Annotated in this window: 14 protein-coding genes; 6 read left to right on the forward strand and 8 right to left on the reverse strand. The window is 45.3% G+C overall.

Annotated features, from left to right (window positions below):
• Window positions 1-18: 18 nt before the first annotated feature.
• From HMPREF9446_RS07315 to HMPREF9446_RS07325, 3 genes are all read right to left on the reverse strand, one after another.
• Window positions 19-1968, reverse strand: coding sequence for a RagB/SusD family nutrient uptake outer membrane protein (locus tag HMPREF9446_RS07315; protein WP_009124933.1), 1950 nt, complete (start codon window positions 1966-1968; stop codon window positions 19-21).
• Between the two features lie 13 nt (window positions 1969-1981).
• Entirely contained in the window at window positions 1982-5341 is a 3360-nt protein-coding gene (locus HMPREF9446_RS07320; protein WP_245532255.1) for a TonB-dependent receptor, read from the reverse strand.
• Between the two features lie 309 nt (window positions 5342-5650).
• Window positions 5651-6667 carry a FecR family protein gene (locus HMPREF9446_RS07325; RefSeq protein WP_039968755.1) on the reverse strand — a complete coding sequence of 339 codons (1017 nt, stop codon included), beginning with the start codon at window positions 6665-6667 and terminating at the stop codon, window positions 5651-5653.
• Window positions 6668-6799: 132 nt separating this feature from the next.
• Here HMPREF9446_RS07325 and HMPREF9446_RS07330 point away from each other — a divergent pair, with 132 nt between their 5' ends.
• From HMPREF9446_RS07330 to HMPREF9446_RS07345, 4 genes are all read left to right on the forward strand, one after another.
• Window positions 6800-7390: an RNA polymerase sigma-70 factor gene (locus HMPREF9446_RS07330; protein ID WP_039968756.1), complete on the forward strand. Its 591-nt coding sequence runs from the start codon at window positions 6800-6802 to the stop codon at window positions 7388-7390.
• Window positions 7391-7694: 304 nt separating this feature from the next.
• On the forward strand, window positions 7695-8180 hold the full coding sequence (locus HMPREF9446_RS07335; protein WP_009124938.1) for a hypothetical protein: 486 nt from the start codon (window positions 7695-7697) through the stop codon (window positions 8178-8180).
• Entirely contained in the window at window positions 8177-9106 is a 930-nt protein-coding gene (locus tag HMPREF9446_RS07340) for a ThuA domain-containing protein (RefSeq protein ID WP_009124939.1), read from the forward strand. Before HMPREF9446_RS07335 ends, HMPREF9446_RS07340 begins: the two co-directional genes overlap by 4 nt.
• Window positions 9107-9111: 5 nt before the next feature.
• Window positions 9112-11523, forward strand: coding sequence for a glycoside hydrolase family 9 protein (locus tag HMPREF9446_RS07345; RefSeq protein ID WP_009124940.1), 2412 nt, complete (start codon window positions 9112-9114; stop codon window positions 11521-11523).
• A gap of 65 nt (window positions 11524-11588) precedes the next feature.
• On the opposite strand, the gene HMPREF9446_RS07350 is transcribed toward HMPREF9446_RS07345, so the two are convergent.
• Window positions 11589-14231, reverse strand: a complete 2643-nt coding sequence (locus HMPREF9446_RS07350) for a valine--tRNA ligase (protein ID WP_009124941.1) — start codon at window positions 14229-14231, stop codon at window positions 11589-11591.
• Between the two features lie 100 nt (window positions 14232-14331).
• Between HMPREF9446_RS07350 and HMPREF9446_RS07355 the strand changes: the two genes are divergently transcribed.
• Both HMPREF9446_RS07355 and mazG read left to right on the forward strand, forming a co-directional pair.
• Window positions 14332-15384 (forward strand): DUF3810 domain-containing protein, encoded by a 1053-nt coding sequence (locus tag HMPREF9446_RS07355; protein WP_009124942.1) that lies wholly within the window; start codon window positions 14332-14334, stop codon window positions 15382-15384.
• A 1-nt stretch (window position 15385) separates the two neighbouring features.
• Complete coding sequence (mazG, locus tag HMPREF9446_RS07360; protein ID WP_009124943.1) at window positions 15386-16180, forward strand: nucleoside triphosphate pyrophosphohydrolase; 795 nt, start codon at window positions 15386-15388, stop codon at window positions 16178-16180.
• 175 nt (window positions 16181-16355) lie between these two features.
• Here the strand turns inward: mazG and HMPREF9446_RS07365 are convergent, their stop codons facing one another.
• From HMPREF9446_RS07365 to HMPREF9446_RS07380, 4 genes are all read right to left on the reverse strand, one after another.
• Window positions 16356-16829, reverse strand: coding sequence for a hypothetical protein (locus HMPREF9446_RS07365; protein WP_039968780.1), 474 nt, complete (start codon window positions 16827-16829; stop codon window positions 16356-16358).
• Between the two features lie 29 nt (window positions 16830-16858).
• Window positions 16859-17224 carry a hypothetical protein gene (locus tag HMPREF9446_RS07370; protein WP_039968757.1) on the reverse strand — a complete coding sequence of 122 codons (366 nt, stop codon included), beginning with the start codon at window positions 17222-17224 and terminating at the stop codon, window positions 16859-16861.
• Between the two features lie 47 nt (window positions 17225-17271).
• A complete protein-coding gene (locus HMPREF9446_RS07375; protein ID WP_009124946.1) occupies window positions 17272-17826 on the reverse strand; it encodes an RNA polymerase sigma factor in 555 nt (184 codons plus the stop codon).
• Window positions 17827-18026: 200 nt separating this feature from the next.
• Entirely contained in the window at window positions 18027-18941 is a 915-nt protein-coding gene (locus tag HMPREF9446_RS07380) for a ribonuclease Z (protein WP_009124947.1), read from the reverse strand.
• Window positions 18942-18955 lie beyond the last annotated feature (14 nt).

Consider the following 18955-nt stretch of genomic DNA (forward strand, 5'->3'; position numbering starts at 1 on the left):
TCAAAGAATTTAAGCATGTTAATAACCTGGATTCTGTACCAATCCATTGTTTGATATACCCGGAATACTTCTGTAATAGCTCTGCGGAGTGAATGTGCGTCCATTTTGCAATTCATCTCCATGGAAATTGGCACGGACAAAGATATACTTCGGAGTATCCTGACGTAAATCGATCATCGGGACCAAGGCCGAACGCATGCCTGCATCAAAATACTGATGGTTTTCACGACGACGTACCATATCCCAGAAACGCTTGCCTTCGAAAGCCAGTTCCACCCGACGTTCTTTCAGTACATTTTCCAATGTCAACGGAATATTGTCCGTATGAGCCGCACGATGACGCAGGGCATTCAGATATTCAGCGGCTTTCCCCTTGTCACCCTTACCGCTTTCCACTACCGCTTCGGCATAGTTCAAATAGATTTCAGCCAAACGGATATCAATGAACGGAGTAGTCACGGAATTATAATTGCTGGACAGTGTCTTGAACTCTTCCATGTATTTACGTACCGAGAAGCCGGTAGTGGTGTAATTGCCGTTCTCACTGTTGCCCAAGTTACCAAAGCCGGAATAAGAAGCGGTACCTTCAGCACCAAAAGCGAAATAAGTCTTACCGTCCTTACCCAGAGCCGAGTTATTGTTGTAAATGAAGATTTTACCGTTTGGGTCAATCAAGCCTCCCTGCATCAGGATTCTGGTTCCGGCGTATGTAGCTCCCGGCACAATGATGCTGGCCTGCAAACGGGCATCTTTACCTTTGAACGGTGCGGAAAGATCCTCATATTGGATATAGGGATCGGTCAATTTGATACTACCCTCCAACTGAACTCTCGTTACATTTTGTTCCATACCGTCCGCACGGGTCTTGATAGGGGCACTCTTACCTGTACCGTCATCGGTATAATCTTCATAAAGGTCCACCAGATCAAGTGTAGGACTGAAACGCCCGTAACGCAAGGCACCCGGATTGACTTGGGCCAAAGTATAATACAGGCTCCAGCTATGTCCCTGATTAGGATTGGTCGTACCATCCGCATAACCGCGGGCCAACAGGACTTCATTGTCGGGAGTATTTAAAAACAGTTGCTGATAATTATTCACCGCATCTGCCACAGAAGAAGGATTGGCTGCATACAACGATTTCCCGGAATTGTTTATAATCTCCTCGGAAGCCAAAATACACTCACCATAGAAGAAATCTGCTTCGGACTTGTCAATGCCTACCAGCTTCTGAGTAACAGCCTCACCTGCCAAAGCGGCTTTGTCCCAATACTTAGCCAAGGAAGCTGCAAACAAGGCAGCACGCGACTTCATTCCCAATGCTCCCCATTTAGTGAAACGATAGCCGTCTGTACTTGTCGGAAGGTCGCCGGCCACTTCGCCGAACTCCTTAATAATAAACTTCCAGGTGTCAGACTCGGTACTACGAGGCACTCTCAGTACATCTCCATTACCAGGAACATAATCACCGTCTTGTACACGGTCAATGATAGGCACGCCACCATAACGTTTAGCCAGCCCGAAATAGATATAGGCACGGGCAAAACGGGCTTCAGCTACCATGCGCGTAGCATCTTCGGCATTCAGAATGCCCTTTTCCTGCGAAGACTTCACTGTTTCGATAAAAATGTTCACCTGGCGGATATCACCGTAAGGCCAGTACTCGAACGATTCTGTAATACCGCCTCCACCTTCACTACGGGCAGCCTCATCAGAAAGGAAAGCAATGTTACTTGAACCGTTAACACCGTCATAATCACGGGCATTGAAACCAGTATAGGGACGGAACACAAAATCTTCCATAGGAACAGTCGCATAAACATTAGCCAACAAAGCTTTTATGCCGCCGTCAGTTTCGGTCAGTCTGTCGCCCGAAACCTTGTCAAGCGGTTCTAAATCCAGAAAGCTATCGCAACCGGAAAATCCTACGAGGGCACACAGCGCCAAGGACAATATATTTTTTTTCATAAGAATTTAAGTATTAAAAATTAATATTCAAACCTATATTATAGGATTTCATCAACGGATAGGCAAGGCTGGCCCCCCAGTCACGTTCTTCACGTTCGGGATCGGCATCCTTCAATAAGGAGTTACACCAAGTCAACAAATTGAAACCATTCAAGAAGAAACGGCAATCACTGATACCGACTTTTTTGGTGAGACTCTTCGGCAGTGTATAACCAATTTCCAAACTCTTCAAACGCAGATAAGTAGCATTCGGATTCCAGAAACTGATAGCACCGTTACCCCAGCTGTTACCATTGTCCAACGTACCGGTAAAGTCACGGCGCAAAGCAGGATACTTTCCGGAAATCCATTGGGTAGAAGGATTGTAAGGATCGTCAGTAACATTAGCTGTATGCCAACGGTCCATGTACTTCTTCATCAATGTAGGATTGGTCTTTGATCCATACCCAAACACGTCGTCGTTGGCATAGCCGATAACATACCCGGCAGCTCCCTGCAGCAACAAGTTTAAGTCAAATCCTTTGTAAGTAAGGCCGATATTCAAGCCAAACTGATAAGGAGGATTGGCTCCCGCACGGCGTGATTCCGGTTTCATGTCATACATATCGATGACACCATCACCATTTTGGTCAATAATGCGGAATGCACCCGGAAGCATCATAGAATTACCATTACCGCCACCATAAAGAGGAGCTGTTTCAAGTTCTTTTAAAGAAGAGAACTGTCCGTCATACTTCTGAATCCACATACCACCGCCACTGTGATCCCAGAATCCGCCGATAGTACGATGATCTTTTCCGTAAAGCCAACGGTCCATGGAACTGCGGTAAGGGGTATGTTCCACTTCCAGATTCTTTTCACGCACAAATGTATAATTGGCACTGACTGTATATCCAAAATCCTTACCTATTTTTCCCCGGGTACCGATTTCCAGTTCAAAACCCATATTTTCATTGGAGTTAATATTCTCCTGCGGGAAACTTGCACCGAATGTATTGGGAATATCCTGTATGCGGCTTGCCAAAAGCCCTTCATTTTTCCGACGGAAGAATTCAACCGTACCATACAGTTTGCCGTTCCACAACTCTGCATCCAGACCAATGTTTGCGGTCTTTGACACCACCCAGGAAAGATTATCAAGCACTACGCCCGGAGCCATCATACCAATTGTCTGGTTAGAACCTTCAAATACATAACCAAAAGGATTATTGCTTTTTGAGGCTTGTGTATAACCTGCTATATATTGGAACGGATTACCTGCATCGTAACCACTCTTTCCATAAGAACCGCGCAACTTCAAATTAGTGATGAAGGGGAGTTTTTCTTTCATGAACTTTTCTTCTGAAATGCGCCATCCGGCACTGACTGAAGGGAAGAAAGCCCAACGGTGTCCCGGAGCGTAACGATAGGATCCGTCATAGCGGGCAACAACTTCCAACAAATACTTGCCTGCATAATCATAATTGGCACGCATCAAATAAGCGGCCAGACGTGTTTCATTGCGATAACCACTATTGGTAGCTGTACTTGCATCCGCTTGGTTAAGTATGTCGTTACTGTAATAACCGGCATATTTGCGGAAACCTTGAAGTTCATCGTAACGGCTTCCGGAAAGTTCTGCCACACCGGTCACATTAATATTATGGTCGCCGAATGCACGCGCATAATTGGCCTGTACACGTCCATACAATTTCTGGAAGATACCCATGGTATTCCTGTAATGGTCTTCACCGAAAGTCTTGGTAGGCGTGTTGGTGAAATAGTCATACAACTTATAGGACTTCTGCAATTCGGAGTTGTTACGGTTGTTTCCATTGAAAGAGCCAAGCAATCCCAAGCTCAAACCTTCCACGAAAGGCACTTTCCAAGTCAAATCAACATCAGCATTGTAAGTCAGTCCACGATTCCGGCGATATCCATCAATATTCGGATCAACCAATGCAGCGGCATTCTTGCTTTCAGGAGCGATATCCGAGAAATGATCGGTAGAACCCATAGCATACGGACCGACACCACGGTCATTTACCAACAGCGTCTTAAAAGTCCACATAAAATCCTCACGCGGACGTTGTGTCTGATCCCAGCGCCCTGACACCTTGACGTTCATGCTCAATCCTTTGGCTAATTCGGCTGTAACATTGGTACGGAAACTATAGCGTTCGTAATATTGTATGCCACTCTTCAGCAAACCGTTGTCACGATTGTATCCGAGGCTTACAAAATATTTCACCTTTTCTGTACCTCCACGCAAAGACAGCGTATGGGATGTCTGGAAAGCCGTCTTGTTCATATACATGTCAAGCCAATCCCAGTCCTGATAGCCCTCTACACCGTTCTTGTATTTATCCAATATGTCTTGCGAATAAACTTCAGCTTTCTTGCCGTTACGGGACATTTCATTCTCCATCAAACGGAATGTATAGGCATCTACAGTCTCTTCCATACCTGTAGCATGCTTCATGCCAAACAAACCGGAATAAGAGATACGTGTTTTTTCGGCCGTACCTTTCTTAGTGGTAACGATGATCACGCCATTGGCAGAATTCATACCGTAGATAGCTGCCGAAGCATCTTTCAGAATGGAGATGCTTTCGATGTCTTCAGAACTAAGTTGCGCCAATTCATCCTTTTCACGGGTAACACCGTCAATAACCACCAGCGGGTCACCATAACCACGGATACTGATCATGTTGTCAAAGGTTCCCGGTTCACCCGTCTTCTGTCTGATCAACAATCCCGGCATCTTACCCTGAATATTGTTCACCAGGTTCTCCGTCTTGGTCGTCTGGATATCATCCGACTTGATAGCCGTCACGGCACCCGTCAAAGATTGCTTCTTCTGAACGCCATAGCCCACCACCACAACTTCTTCCAAGACCTCGGCATCTTCTACCAGAGTTATTTTAAAAGAAGTCTTACCGTTTACACTGATTTCCTGAGTCTTATAACCGACATAGCTTATAACAAGCGTTGCAGCAGGAGCCACATTGCTTAAAGTGAAATTACCGTCAATATCAGTAATGACACCGTTACTGGTTCCTTTCATCAAAATACTGGCGCCAATGACAGGTTCACCGGAGGCATCAACGATGGAGCCTTTAACGGTTATGTTCTGCAACGTTGTCTGCACTCCATCTGCACCTACAGCCTTATCGAACAGGATTATATTGCGGTCCAATACTTTATAAGCGATATTCGTCCCCTTAAAAACATCGTCCAGAACTTTGAATATAGTCTTGTTGGTTGCCTTGACCGACACCCGACGTTTGACATCCACCTGTTTATTATTATAAAAGAAAACAAATTCAGTACCCTGTTCCAGCTCGGTCAATACCTCATCAACCGTTTTATTGTTCAGAGTAATGTTTACCATTGTTTTTTGAGCATAGCCATCATTAGCAAAGGTCATGCCAACCAAACAAAATAGCATAAATAATGTACATCTCATAGCAAGAGGAATTTTTTCTATGCATCTCACCAGGACATTTTTTGCCCTAAATGATTGGATACAAATGTGGTTTTTCATAATTTTGTACTGATTTCTAGTGAAAAAATAAAGTTACTTTATCTGTCGCCAAACAGATATTTAAAAGTTACTGTTTTCATGCAGGAAAATGCGCCAACATTTTCTTGCATGTTTTTTAAAGATATCCGTTTCTCATTGTATCATTTCTTTTAAAGGTTAATAAACTTCTATTATTTGTTTCTCTGTATTTATGTTGTCGTCTTCAACAAACTTAAACTGTATGTTGGAAGATATCCGGAAAATTTCCAAGATGCGCTCCAGACGTTGTCTGACAAAGGTTGCCGTAAAAGAATTATACTTCAGTGCAGGATTCTTCAATACAAATGTTACATTGTACCGTTTGCTCAACTCTTTCAGTACATCTTCAAACGGAGTATTCTTAAAAATCAAGCATCCGTCTTTCCAGCACGTTTCTACATCTACATTAGCCTTCTTTACGACGACTTTGTTCTGTTCAATATCATAAATGGCTTTCTGTCCGGGCTGCATCAACAAGCTTTTCTTTCGCTCCCCGTCCAAATAAGCAAAACTGACCTTACCCGATACCAAAGTTGTCTGTACAATCTTATTCTCTCTATAAGCATCAACATTAAATTCCGTCCCATGAACTATAATCTCCGAACGGTTCAACGCATCAACCACAAATGGCTTTTCATCATCTTTTACCACAGAGAAGAATGCCTCGCCCACTAACTTCACTTTCCTTTCTTGGGCCGAAAAACGAGAAGGATATTGCAGAGAAGATGACGAGTTCAAAACAACAACCGATCCATCCGGCAAGTCAATGGAAGTTGTCATCCCCGGATTCGTCCTTACTTCAATCATTTCTGCCATCCTACTGTCACTATCCCGATAAAGTACACACCATGACACGAGCAAGGGAACAAATAAAATGGCGGCCGCCCGTTGCATCCCTCTAAAGAATCTTTGATACCTACCTGTTTTCTTATGCCGCATCTTCCGATGAGTACTTGCCAAAGCCTTCTTTACATCTATCTTTGAAGACACCTGCGCTACATTGGCAGCCAAGGTGATCGTCTGAATATGCCGTCCCATCTTCCGGTTCTCATCAGAAGCCGACAGCCATTCCTCAATCCACCGGCTTTCTTCTTCTGTTGTCACCCCTTCATAATATTGAAGCAATAAATCTTCTATCTCCTCTCTTTTTACCATATTTTTTCTTTCTTTACTCATAAGACCAACGGGAGAAAGGGATTCCTAAACAAAATAGCAAATTATTTTATACTAATTAGTGTTTTATTTGAAAATAAGCTATTTTTGCAAAATAATAATGAAGCTTTTGCCATGAAAAATACGACATCAGAAGATACCTCTCTATTGTTTTCAATGCAGAAAGGAGACAGAAAAGCTTTTGATAAGTTATTTCAAAAATACTATCCCATCCTATGTACTTACTGTTACCGCTTCGTCCGGTTGGAAGATGCCGAGGAGATTGTCCAGGATGTGATGTTATGGCTTTGGGAAAATCGTGAAAGACCCATCATAGAATATTCCCTCAAACAATATCTGTTCAAAGCCGTCTATCACCGTTCCATGACCCGGGTCGTACAGAACGAGGTAAAGCAACGGGCGGATACCGCTTATCACGAAAGGATGATCAATACACTTGAAGATATAGACGTATATCTGGTCAATGAAATGAGCAAGCATATCCAGCAGGCTATTGAAGAACTTCCACCGTCTTACCGGGAAGCTTTCATCATGCACCGCTTCCGCAATCTCAGCTACAAAGAGATAGCGGAAATACTTGACGTATCTCCTAAAACAGTGGATTATCGCATACAGCAATCACTGAAAATATTAAGAGTCAAGTTACAGGACTACCTGCCTGTATTACTGCTCTTGCTTACTGCCAAGCCTGCCCCCTTCAATTAAAAGTCCAAAGTCTATTCAGCACTTGCGAACATGTATTCACACACTGCGAATATATATTCAAGCATTGTGAATATCCGTTCGCAGCCTTTGAATAGAGATTTCATCTTACTGCAGAGAAGTTTTCTCCTTATACCACAGACTTTTTCTCCTAACATCCCGGCACTTTTCCATTGATATCCCGGCCATCCCTTATATTAAATCCGCCGGACAGCTTAGGAAAATAACATTCCCGTTTGTCTTTATTGTAAAGAGAAAACATTATATTTGATGAACCAAACATTTATATAACTTAAAAACACGTCAAATGAAAAAACTATTTTACCTTTTGCTGGTGCTGGGGTACAGCTTCAGTGCACAAGCACAGTTCAAAGTAACGGCTCATCAGGAAGGATGGGACAGAATTCCTCCACAGGCGCAGAAAAAGGGATTCTTTTTCCAACAATCCGTCCTTGCCAACATGGACGGGGATGATTCTCTGGAAGAAGTCATGCTCTTCGGACGGGACAACGGACATTATCCTACTTTCGACCTCTTCAAAGCTTATTATGTAATCGTTGACTATTACACCAAAGAGGTGCAATATATGTCGGATGAGGTCTATGTTACCGATAAATACAATCTGTTGGTAGAGGACCGGAACAACGACGGTATTTCCGAACTCTATATCTCTTACTTCAAAGACGGAAAATTCAGCGTAGATGAGCGGGGATACAACCTGCAGACAGTACGTTGTCATGATCGAATCGAATGGAACCCGACAAATAAAAACTTCAAATCCTCCAACAAATGAAAACAAAAATCATTCTCATCATAACTTTCCTCATTTTCAAAGGGATACTTTCCCCTGTGCAAGCACAACCCCCAAAAGTAATCAAGACCATGATGATAGCCGGACAAGATGGCAGCCATTATTGGGAAGGCGCCTGCGAAGCCATGAAGCAGATACTTGAAAACAGCGGTATGTTCAAAGTGGATTTTGCATTCACTCCCAATTTTGGAGGGGACATCAGCACATTCAAACCGGACTTCAGCAAGTATGACCTGGTCGTCATCAACTACGGCGGAGCCACATGGACAGAATCCGTACGCAAGGACTTTGAAAAATACGTTACCAATGGCGGTGGCGTAGTCGTGATACACTCTTCCGTCGTCCCTATGGCAGACTGGAAAGAGTACAACGAAATTATCGGCATGGGCGCCTGGGACGGACGCAATGAAAAGGACGGCCCTTACCTCTACTTGAAAGACGGACAATACGTCTATGATTATTCTCCGGGATATGCAGGTTACCATGGATTGCAGCACGAGACCCTCATTGAACATCATGCCCCAAGCCATCCTATACTCAAGGGCCTGCGTCCCCGGTGGAAACATTTTAAAGACGAAATCTACACCCGTCTGCGCGGACCGGTCAAGGACATGGAGATTCTGGCCACCGCTTACGAACGCGGACGCCATGAACCATTGATGTGGACAGTAAAATACGGAAAAGGGCGTGTATTTGTTGACCTTTTGGGACATTGCGGAAACGATCCCAATATGATTTATTCCATGTTATGTACCGGTTTTCAAGTTACATTATTAAGAGGCTGTGAATGGGCAGCGACCGGAACTGTAACACAGGAGGCGCCCGCCGACTTCCCACTGGAAGACACCTGCACACTCCGCCCCGAGTTCAAGGCTCCTTTCCACGCTTATCCTGACACCAAACATTGAATGCCATGAAACACCTCGTACACCTATTATTGTTGGTATTGTGCATACAGGCCGAAGCACAATCTCCATGGAAACCCGACGCTGAATTGGAAAAGCAGCTCAAAGAAAGCAACTATGTGCACCGCATCATGAAAGCCAATCCCGAACATGCAGGCTTGACGCGATGGTACAAAAAGAAAGTCCTGAAAAGCCGCGAGCTTCCCCTTGCAGAGGATTTTACCGCCTTACGCCATACAGGACCGGGAAGCATACATATAGACCGGCAGGTCACAATTTCCGGCAAAGGCAGTATCCGGCTGGATACCCCCGCTTCATTGGGAAAGAAGAACCCGACCAACCGCAACTATGCCACCCCTGAAATCATACGTCCCCTCAACCGTGAGAACTTACAGGAATACAACCGCTTTTCCGTTTGGGTATACGTAGATGCACCGGGCGTCTATCTTACCTTTGCCGGCTTTACCTTATACAATGAAGGGGAAAAGGTTATGCCTACCCCGGGACGATTTGAAGGCCAGCATTTTGAGACAGTCTATCCTAACCAATGGCAACACATTGTCTGGGAGATGCCCGACCTATACCGTGACTGTGTCACCGGATTCTCCGTAAACATCATGCTGGCGGGTGCTCCTGCCGGAGCCGATGAAAAGATGAGCTTCTATATAGATGACATGCGCATCGAGAAAGTCGAAGCGGAGAACAGCCGGGGATTCGACTTGCGTAAAAACGCCATTGCCTACAGCCACAGCGGGTACAAACTGGACGCACGCAAGCAGGCACTGGTACAAAATGTGAAACAAGATACATTTTACCTATGTGACGCCGCCACGGGGCAGACCGTTTATCAAGGCACCGGAATTCCTCAACACAAAGACAAGAAACAGGACAAAGGCTTCCTGCTGCTGGACTTCAGTGACTTCAACACTCCCGGACAATATACGATTTCCATAGGTGACATTCATTCCAAGCCATTTCCCATCGGAAACAGCGCTTACCTATCTACCGCCTGGCATACACTGAACTTCTTCTTCTCCGAACGATGCGGTTTCGACCAGCCGGGCATTCACCAGGAATGCCACCAAGATGTCTTCATGTATCATCCGGACGGACGAAGCATAAGTGTTTCAGGAGGTTGGCACGATGCAGCCGACCTGACACAAGGAACCGGAAATACCGCCGAATCGGGCATTGCCCTTTTGGAAATGGCCGGTACCGTACAAGGGAAAGACAGCATTTTCTATGAACGTTTGCTGGAAGAGGCACGTTGGGGCCTGAACTGGATTCTGCGTACCCGTTTCGGTGACGGTTACCGCCTTGGCGGACTGATTATCGGCATCTGGACCCAAAATATCCGCGGAGACAAAGATGATATGCAGGCAGAAGCCCGGAATACTCCCACCGACAACCTTAAGTCCGCTTCCTACTGTGCCCTTGCCGTACCTCACTTCGAGAAGAAAGACCCGGTCTTTGCCCGTTGGTGCCGTAACAGTGCCATAGAAGATTTTCAGTTTGCCATTGACCTGCTCGATACGCAAAGAACCGGAAACAACGAGGCAGAATTATATGCGCTGGCAACAGTAACCGCCATGCGCCTGTACCGCCTCACCCAAGACTCATATTACTTGGACTGGGCTGCCAGACTGGCACGTACCGTCATGGATTGCCAACAATTGGACAGACGCACCGACTGGAAAATTCCATTGAGAGGATTTTTCTACGAATCAACCCGTAAGAAGCGTATCCTGGCCTATTACCATCAAAGCCAGGAACATCTCATGGTCGAAGGACTTTCCATGTTGCTGACCGACTCCCCTACCCATGCAGATGCCCCCTTATGGCAAAATGCCTGTGAGGCTTATGCCGACTACTTGCGTGATATCGCCCGTACGATTGCTCCCTACGAAGTGTTGCCAAGTGCCATATATGAAGTAAACAACACGGATTACAGCAACCTGTATCATGAAGGAGACCAAGTAGGACTGCCCAGCCTGGAAGAGTATAATGCACAGGTGCGCAATGGCATTCCCCTGTCCAAAGGCTTCTATCTGCGCCGTTTTCCAGTCGCTTACCAATTCAGAGGATTCCATGCGGTAGTCATGGGAAAAGCCAAGGCAGCCTTTATCCTCGCCCGCCTATTGGACGACCGGCAACTGAAAGATATCGCCACCCGCCAGCTGGAATACATCTTAGGATATAATCCTTTTGCCATGAGTACCGTATATGGAGACGGATACGATTATCCTCCACTTTATGGTGCTTATGCAGGCAACGTCGTGGGCGCCGTGCCTGTCGGAATCGAGACCTTTGAGAATGATGACGAGCCCTACTTCCCCATGCAGAACAACTGTACCTACAAGGAAATCTGGACACATACCACAGCAAGATTAATGTGGTGCATAGCAGAGTTGTTTAAATAAAAAAACAGCCTCTGAAACATAATGATTCAGAGGCTGGTCATATATTCAGGTAAAAGGCTCAACCTTTAACTCTTCTTCAGCGCGGCAATGCTTTCTTTCAGCGACTTAATGATACTTTCCGCATCAGCCTGCTTCTTACGTTCCATTTCAAGGACAGCAGCGGGAGCATTGTTCACAAACTTCTCATTGTTCAACTTCTTTAATACCCCCTGCAAGAAGCCTTCCTTATGCTTCAGTTCCGCTTCCATACGGGCAATCTCAGCCTCAGCGTCAATCAGATTACCCAAAGGCACTGCATATTCGGTAGTACCCACCATAAAGGCAGCGGCACCATCTGCCTTGGCCTCCACCACATTGACAGCAGAAAGGTTACACACCTTCACTATAACAGGATTCAAGCTTTCTACCGGATTGATACCGACAATCTGAAGTTCAAGCGCCTCTTTCATCGGGATGTTCTTCTGCGCACGGATCGTACGGACATTACCGATGATTTCCTTAGCTATCTCGAACTCCTGAAGAAGCGGCTCAGAGCAAGCATTCTTGTCTATCTTGCACATTTCATGAACCATCAGGCTTTCACCCGGCTTGCGTTCGCGCAACTGCTGCCAGAGTTCTTCCGTAATGAAAGGCATGAAAGGATGCAGCAATTCAAGCAGACGCTCAAAAGAGCTGAGCACGGCAGTATAGATAAACCCATTGACAGGCTGGCCGTATGCCGGCTTGACAATCTCCAGCAGCCAGGAAGAGAACTCGTCCCAGAAAAGTTTATAAACCACCATCAGCGCCTCGCTTAAACGGTATTTGCTGAACAAATCGGCTATTTCGGCAGAAGCAACTTCCAGACGCAGGTTGAACCATTGTACTGCTATCTGTGCATCTGCGGGGACGCTTACCGTACCCTCGCCATTCGTCCAACCTTTAATCAGCCGGAAAGCGTTCCATATCTTGTTGCAGAAGTTACGTCCCTGCTCGCAAAGCGCATCATCAAAGAGGATATCGTTACCGGCAGGAGCCGAAAGCATCATTCCCATACGTACGCCGTCAGCACCGTATTTCTCGATCAAATCCAACGGATCGGGAGAATTACCCAACGACTTGGACATCTTACGTCCCAGCTTGTCACGGACAATACCCGTAAAATAAACGTTCTTGAACGGCATCTTACCTTCATATTCATAGCCTGCCATAATCATACGGGCTACCCAGAAGAAGATAATGTCCGGACCGGTCACCAAGTCGCTGGTAGGATAATAGTAGTTTATCTCCTCGTTGCCCGGATTGTTGATGCCGTCAAACAAAGAGATGGGCCACAACCAGGAAGAGAACCAAGTATCCAGGCAGTCTTCGTCTTGACGCAAGTCATCCAAAGTCAAAGCTTCATTCGCCGTTTTTTCTTTAGCCAACTTCAAAGCCTCTTCGGGAGTGGCAGCCACCACATAACCACCTTCCGGCAGGAAATAGGCGGGAATACGGTGTCCCCACCACAACTGACGGCTGATACACCAGTCCTTGATATTTTCCAGCCAGTTCTTATAAGTATTCTTATACTTGGCAGGATAGAATTTCAATTCATCGTTCATCACCGGAGGCAACGCCATATCAGCAAAATGCTGCATTTTCAGGAACCATTGCATGGAAAGCTTCGGCTCGATGGGCACGTTGGTACGTTCGCTGCAGCCTACCTTGTTCGTATAGGCTTCCACTTTCTCCAACAGTCCGGCAGCAGCAAGATCCTTTTCAATCTGTTCGCGCACATCGAAACGATCCATACCGACATACAAGCCTGCAGCTTCACTAAGCGTTCCGTTATCATTGAAAATATCAATGCTCGGTAAATTGTATTTCTCACCCAGCATGTAGTCGTTGACATCATGGGCAGGAGTCACTTTCAAGCAACCGGTACCGAACTCGATATCCACATAATCGTCCTCAATAACCGGAATGACACGACCTACCAACGGAACGATCACCTTCTTACCCTTCAACCAAGTATTCTTGGGGTCATTCGGATTGATACACATGGCTGTATCTCCCATGATGGTTTCAGGGCGGGTGGTAGCAACCACTGCATAACGTCCTTCGGGGTCACCTTCTACCCTATACCTCAAGTAATACAATTTGCTGTGCTCTTCCTTGTAGATTACTTCCTCATCACTAAGTGCGGTCAGCGCCTTGGGATCCCAGTTCACCATACGGACACCGCGGTAAATCAAACCTTTGTTATACAAGTCAACAAAAACTTTGAGCACGCTTTCACTGCGTTTTTCATCCATAGTGAAAGCTGTACGGTCCCAATCGCAGGAAGCGCCCAATTTGCGGAGCTGCTTCAAGATGATACCGCCATGTTCGTCCGTCCACTCCCAAGCGTGCTTCAAGAACTCGTCGCGGGTAAGGTCTGTCTTCTTGATACCTTGTGCGGCAAGTCTGTTCACCACCTTGGCCTCGGTAGCAATGGATGCATGGTCGGTTCCCGGCACCCAGCAGGCATTCTTGCCTTCCATACGGGCACGGCGTACCAGAATATCTTGTATGGTATTATTAAGCATGTGTCCCATGTGCAACACACCGGTGACGTTTGGGGGCGGAATGACGACAGTGTAAGGCTCACGACCATCGGGTTTCGAACTGAATAATTTGTGGTCCAACCAATATTGGTACCACTTTCCCTCCACGTCAGCGGGGTTGTACTTACTTGCTAATTCCATGTTTTTTATCTCTATAATTAATTTATTGCGAATAATGGGCGCAAAATTAATGAATTAAAATTTAATTGCATATTTTTGCCTCTACAAAAGAGAGTTCACTATGAGATATAGGCTAAAAATAAGATATGCGATATTGGGCATACTATTGTTTATTACGTGGGCTACGCAACTCATCCCTTTGTGGGGAAACGTTTATGCACAATCTGTATATCCCGTTATTTCTTACTGTCTGTCCTCTTTTTCACGTCTTGTCCCCTTTGCGACAGGAGACCTGTTCATCTTTCTCAGTATCATTGGAATCATCGTCTATCCTGTCTATGCCCGTTGCTACCGGAAAAAGAGCTGGAAACGTATTCTGTGGAATGACGTTGAATATCTGCTATGGGTATATGCATGGTTCTACCTGGCATGGGGGCTGAACTACTCGCAAAAAGATTTCTACGGAAGGACAGGCATTCCCTATACAGCCTATACTCCGGAGAATTTCCAGAGATTTGTAAACAGTTATGTAGATAGTCTGAATGCCTCCTATGTACAGGTCACTTCCATCAACGAACCATTGGTTTGCCGGGAGAGCGTCCGCGGATATGACCGGATCAGTCATTCATTAGGCGTACACCGCCCTCCCCATCAGTCTCCGCGGGTAAAGACCATGCTGTTCACCCCGTTAATCTCCATGGTTGGAGTGACGGGCAGCATGGGACCTTTCTTCTGCGAATTTACCCTGAACGGCGATTTGCTTCCGCCTCAGTATCCTGCCACATACGCCCATGAGCTGGCGCACTTGCTGGGAATCACGAGTGAAGCAGAAGCAAATTTCTATGCTTATCAAGTATGTACCCGTTCGGAAGCCAGAGGAATCCGCTTCAGCGGTTATCTCTCCGTGCTGTCCCATGTATTGGGAAATGCCCGTCGGCTAATGAATGAAGAAGAGTATACCCGGCTCTTCAGACGCATACGTCCGGAGATCATCGAACTGGCACAAACCAACCAGGAATATTGGATGGCAAAATACAGCCCACTGATCGGTGACATTCAAGACTGGATCTATGACTTATACTTGAAAGGAAACAAAATACAAAGCGGTCGCAAGAATTACTCCGAAGTAATAGGACTGCTTATTTCATACGAAGAATATAAAAACAATAAATGAGATGCCACATTCAAGAAAAGAACAAATGGAAGCCTTTGGCCGTTTCCTTGACATACTCGACGAACTCCGCGAGAAATGTCCCTGGGACCGTAAACAAACGAACGAAAGTCTGCGCCCCAATACCATAGAAGAAACCTACGAACTTTGTGACGCCCTGATGCGCGATGACAAGAATGACATCTGTAAAGAGCTGGGCGATGTGCTGCTCCATGTAGCTTTCTATGCTAAAATAGGCAGTGAAACCGGTGATTTCGACATGAAAGACGTCTGTGACCGCCTTTGTGAGAAGCTCATTTTCCGTCATCCCCATGTATTCGGTGATGTGAAGGCAGAAACAGCCGGACAAGTCTCGGAGAACTGGGAACAACTGAAACTGAAAGAGAAGGACGGCAATAAAACCGTACTGAGTGGTGTGCCCTCCGCCCTTCCTTCACTCATAAAGGCTTATCGTATTCAGGATAAAGCCCGTAACGTAGGATTCGACTGGGAAGAGCGTGAACAGGTATGGGACAAAGTGAAAGAAGAGATCCAGGAGTTCCAGGTAGAAGTTGCCCACATGGACCAGGAGAAGGCAGAAGCTGAATTCGGGGATGTCATGTTCAGTCTCATCAATGCTGCCCGCCTCTATAAAATCAACCCGGACAACGCATTGGAGCGAACGAACCAGAAATTTATCAACCGCTTCAATTATCTGGAAGCCCATACCATAAAGGAAGGAAAAGACTTGCATGACATGACACTGGAAGAAATGGATAAATTGTGGGAGGAAGCAAAAGCGCTGGAAACTAAGAAATGACCACTCCACTCAAAGTTACAGATTATAAAAAGGGCCGTATCAAACTCTGTATTGAGTAAGGATACGACCCTTTCTTTAGTCTTTTAATATGCTCGAATTATAAGCTCATATTTTCAAAATTTGAGTTTTGACCGCCTTTTCTGTTTAGGGGCTGCTTAAATTTCCCCTTACGGTATTATTTATTCCTTTGCGGTTTCTTTGGAGGAACATTTCCTTTCTTATTCATCCCTTTCAGCAGTTCGCGATGAAAACGCATCTCTGCTCTCTGTACCAGATAAATCTTTTTACAGGATAATATCTTCTTGAATTTATCGAAATATGTTTTATCCAAGCGGTCAGAAGCGATACGGGCATCATAGACGCCTTCCATAATTTCTCCATACTGCGCTTCGGTAGTATTCTCATTCTTCCCTTTCCGAATCAGACTCCACGCCTCGTCATTCAGCTGCTTCTTCCTGTCCTGTAACTCAAAATAAAGAGGAAAGAATTTAGCGGCCTCCTCCTTGGTTAAACCGGCCTTCTCCGTAATATAGGCTTTCTGCTTGGCACGGAATTCATCTTGGGTCAAGCGCTGGTTACATCCGTCCGCCGCCCAAAGCAAGGGCATCATGCCACACATCATTACAAATAAAATGATTAGCTTTTTCATTGTTCTTTTCATTCAGTTAAGTTCTTTTCTCACTCTGTTTCAGCATCTGCAAGATATACATATAAGGAATAATCATCCATCATCGAGTTTTCCAAAACCGTATTGATATATTCTATCTCCATCTCTGTGTCATCATTGGCTACACGATCCATAGCAGGAGTACGGTCTGAAGAGGCCACCCGGATGATCAATGCCGCACCGATAAACATGGCGGTCATGTACAACCATGGTCTTACTTTCTCCCATCTTGTCGGTTCCTTTTGCAGAATGGCAGGTTTCTCTTTTTCTGGAAGCCGGCTCATCACCTCCGAAGTAAGATTCTCAAAGTAATCGTCAGGAACGCGGAAAGGATTTTCCGTTCCCACCTTTTTCAGTATTTTATCTTCTTCTTTCATAAGCTTTCTCCTCTCTGTTAGTTTAGACATCATTGCCGGGCAAAGGTTTAATACTCCTCACCCAAAAACTTTTCTATTTTCTTCACGGCATGGTGGTAGGAAGCTTTCAAGGCACCTACGGAAGTACCAAAGATTTCCGACATTTCTTCATACTTCATTTCTTGGTAGTATTTCAAGTTAAACACCATACGCTGTTTTTCCGGTAAAGAAAGCAGGGCTTTCTGTAAAACCATTTGCGCCTTGTCTCCCGAGAAATAAGGGTCGCTTTCCAATTTCTGAAGGGCATCAGCCTCCGGATCATCCAACGATACTGTAGCTGTAGCACGCTGTCTATTCAGAAAAGTAAGACATTCATTCAAAGCAATGCGATAGAGCCAAGTCGACAACTTCGCCTCTGCCCGGAAATAATCAATGCTCATCCATGCTTTAATGAAAGTATTCTGAAGTAAATCGTTGGCATCGTCATGAGAGAGTACCATACGACGGATTTGCCAATACAGCTGTTCGCTATATTGGGCGACAATCATCTCAAATCCCCGCTTCTGTGTACTTTCATCCTGCAAGAGGGCCAACACTTCGCGTTCATTATAGGAAGGGTCCATAAATATTCTAATCGCATTTGTTATTTTAGACTGCCAAAGATAACGCAAAATTCCGATTAAGCGAGATAAGAAGAAACTCTTTTCTTCTTACGAACGTGAGGAATTTATCTAAACCGAAAGCAAAACAAAATGAACCCGTTCATTTTTTATGCTGATTCGCAGCTTATCTTCGACTAGCGCAAAGTTACGAAAAGTTTGATTCATACCGATACACAAAGCGTTTCTTTAGCAAGCTGTGTATCCGGAAAGATGGCAACCGCTTCTTTCAACAAGACATTTTCATCCTCATAACGGGCAGAAAAATGCCCTATCATCAATTTTTTCACCCCTGCATCCCTGGCTATCTGTGCAGCCTGCGTGGCTGTTGTATGAAATGTCTCCTTGGCACGCGGCGCATCTTCATCGGCGAAAGTAGCTTCATGAAATAACAAATCGACTCCTTTTATCTGTTCTACAACAGAAGGCAAATAAATGGTATCTGAACAATATGCATAACTGCGGGGAGTTTCAGAAGGACGTGTCAAACGTGCATTCGCTATGACCTCTCCCTCCGGAGTTACATAATCGGCTCCATTCTTAATGCGGTTCAACTCATATACAGGCACTTGATAGAAGTCTATCATTTCGCGGATAATATGGTTAGGACGCTGCTTCTCAACAAACAAAAAGCCACAACAGGGCATGCGATGACGCAACGGAATGGTAGTCACCGTCAATGAGCGGTCTTCATAAATAACTGCAGCCGCTTTTGTGCCAAACTCATGGAAAATCACTTTATAAGTCATCTGGCGGTTGAAAAAATCAAGCATGGGTATCATCAGGCCTTCCAAACCTTTTGGAGAATGAATGTGTAATTCGGCTGTACGTCCCAAAAGATTGAGGGTGGAGATCAGCCCCAACAAGCCAAAACAATGATCCCCATGCAAATGGGAGATAAAGATATGATTCAAACGTGAAAACTTCAGATGTGATTTACGGAACTGCAGCTGCGCTCCTTCCCCACAATCAATCATAAACAACTTATCGCGCATATTCACAATTTGCGAAGTAGGGAAATGACGTGTTGTGGGCAATGCGGAACCACAACCGAGTATATGCAAGTCAAACTTTTCCATGATGCTACGTTAAA

It is taken from the genome of Bacteroides fluxus YIT 12057, assembly GCF_000195635.1.
In the GTDB taxonomy this organism is placed as follows: domain Bacteria; phylum Bacteroidota; class Bacteroidia; order Bacteroidales; family Bacteroidaceae; genus Bacteroides; species Bacteroides fluxus.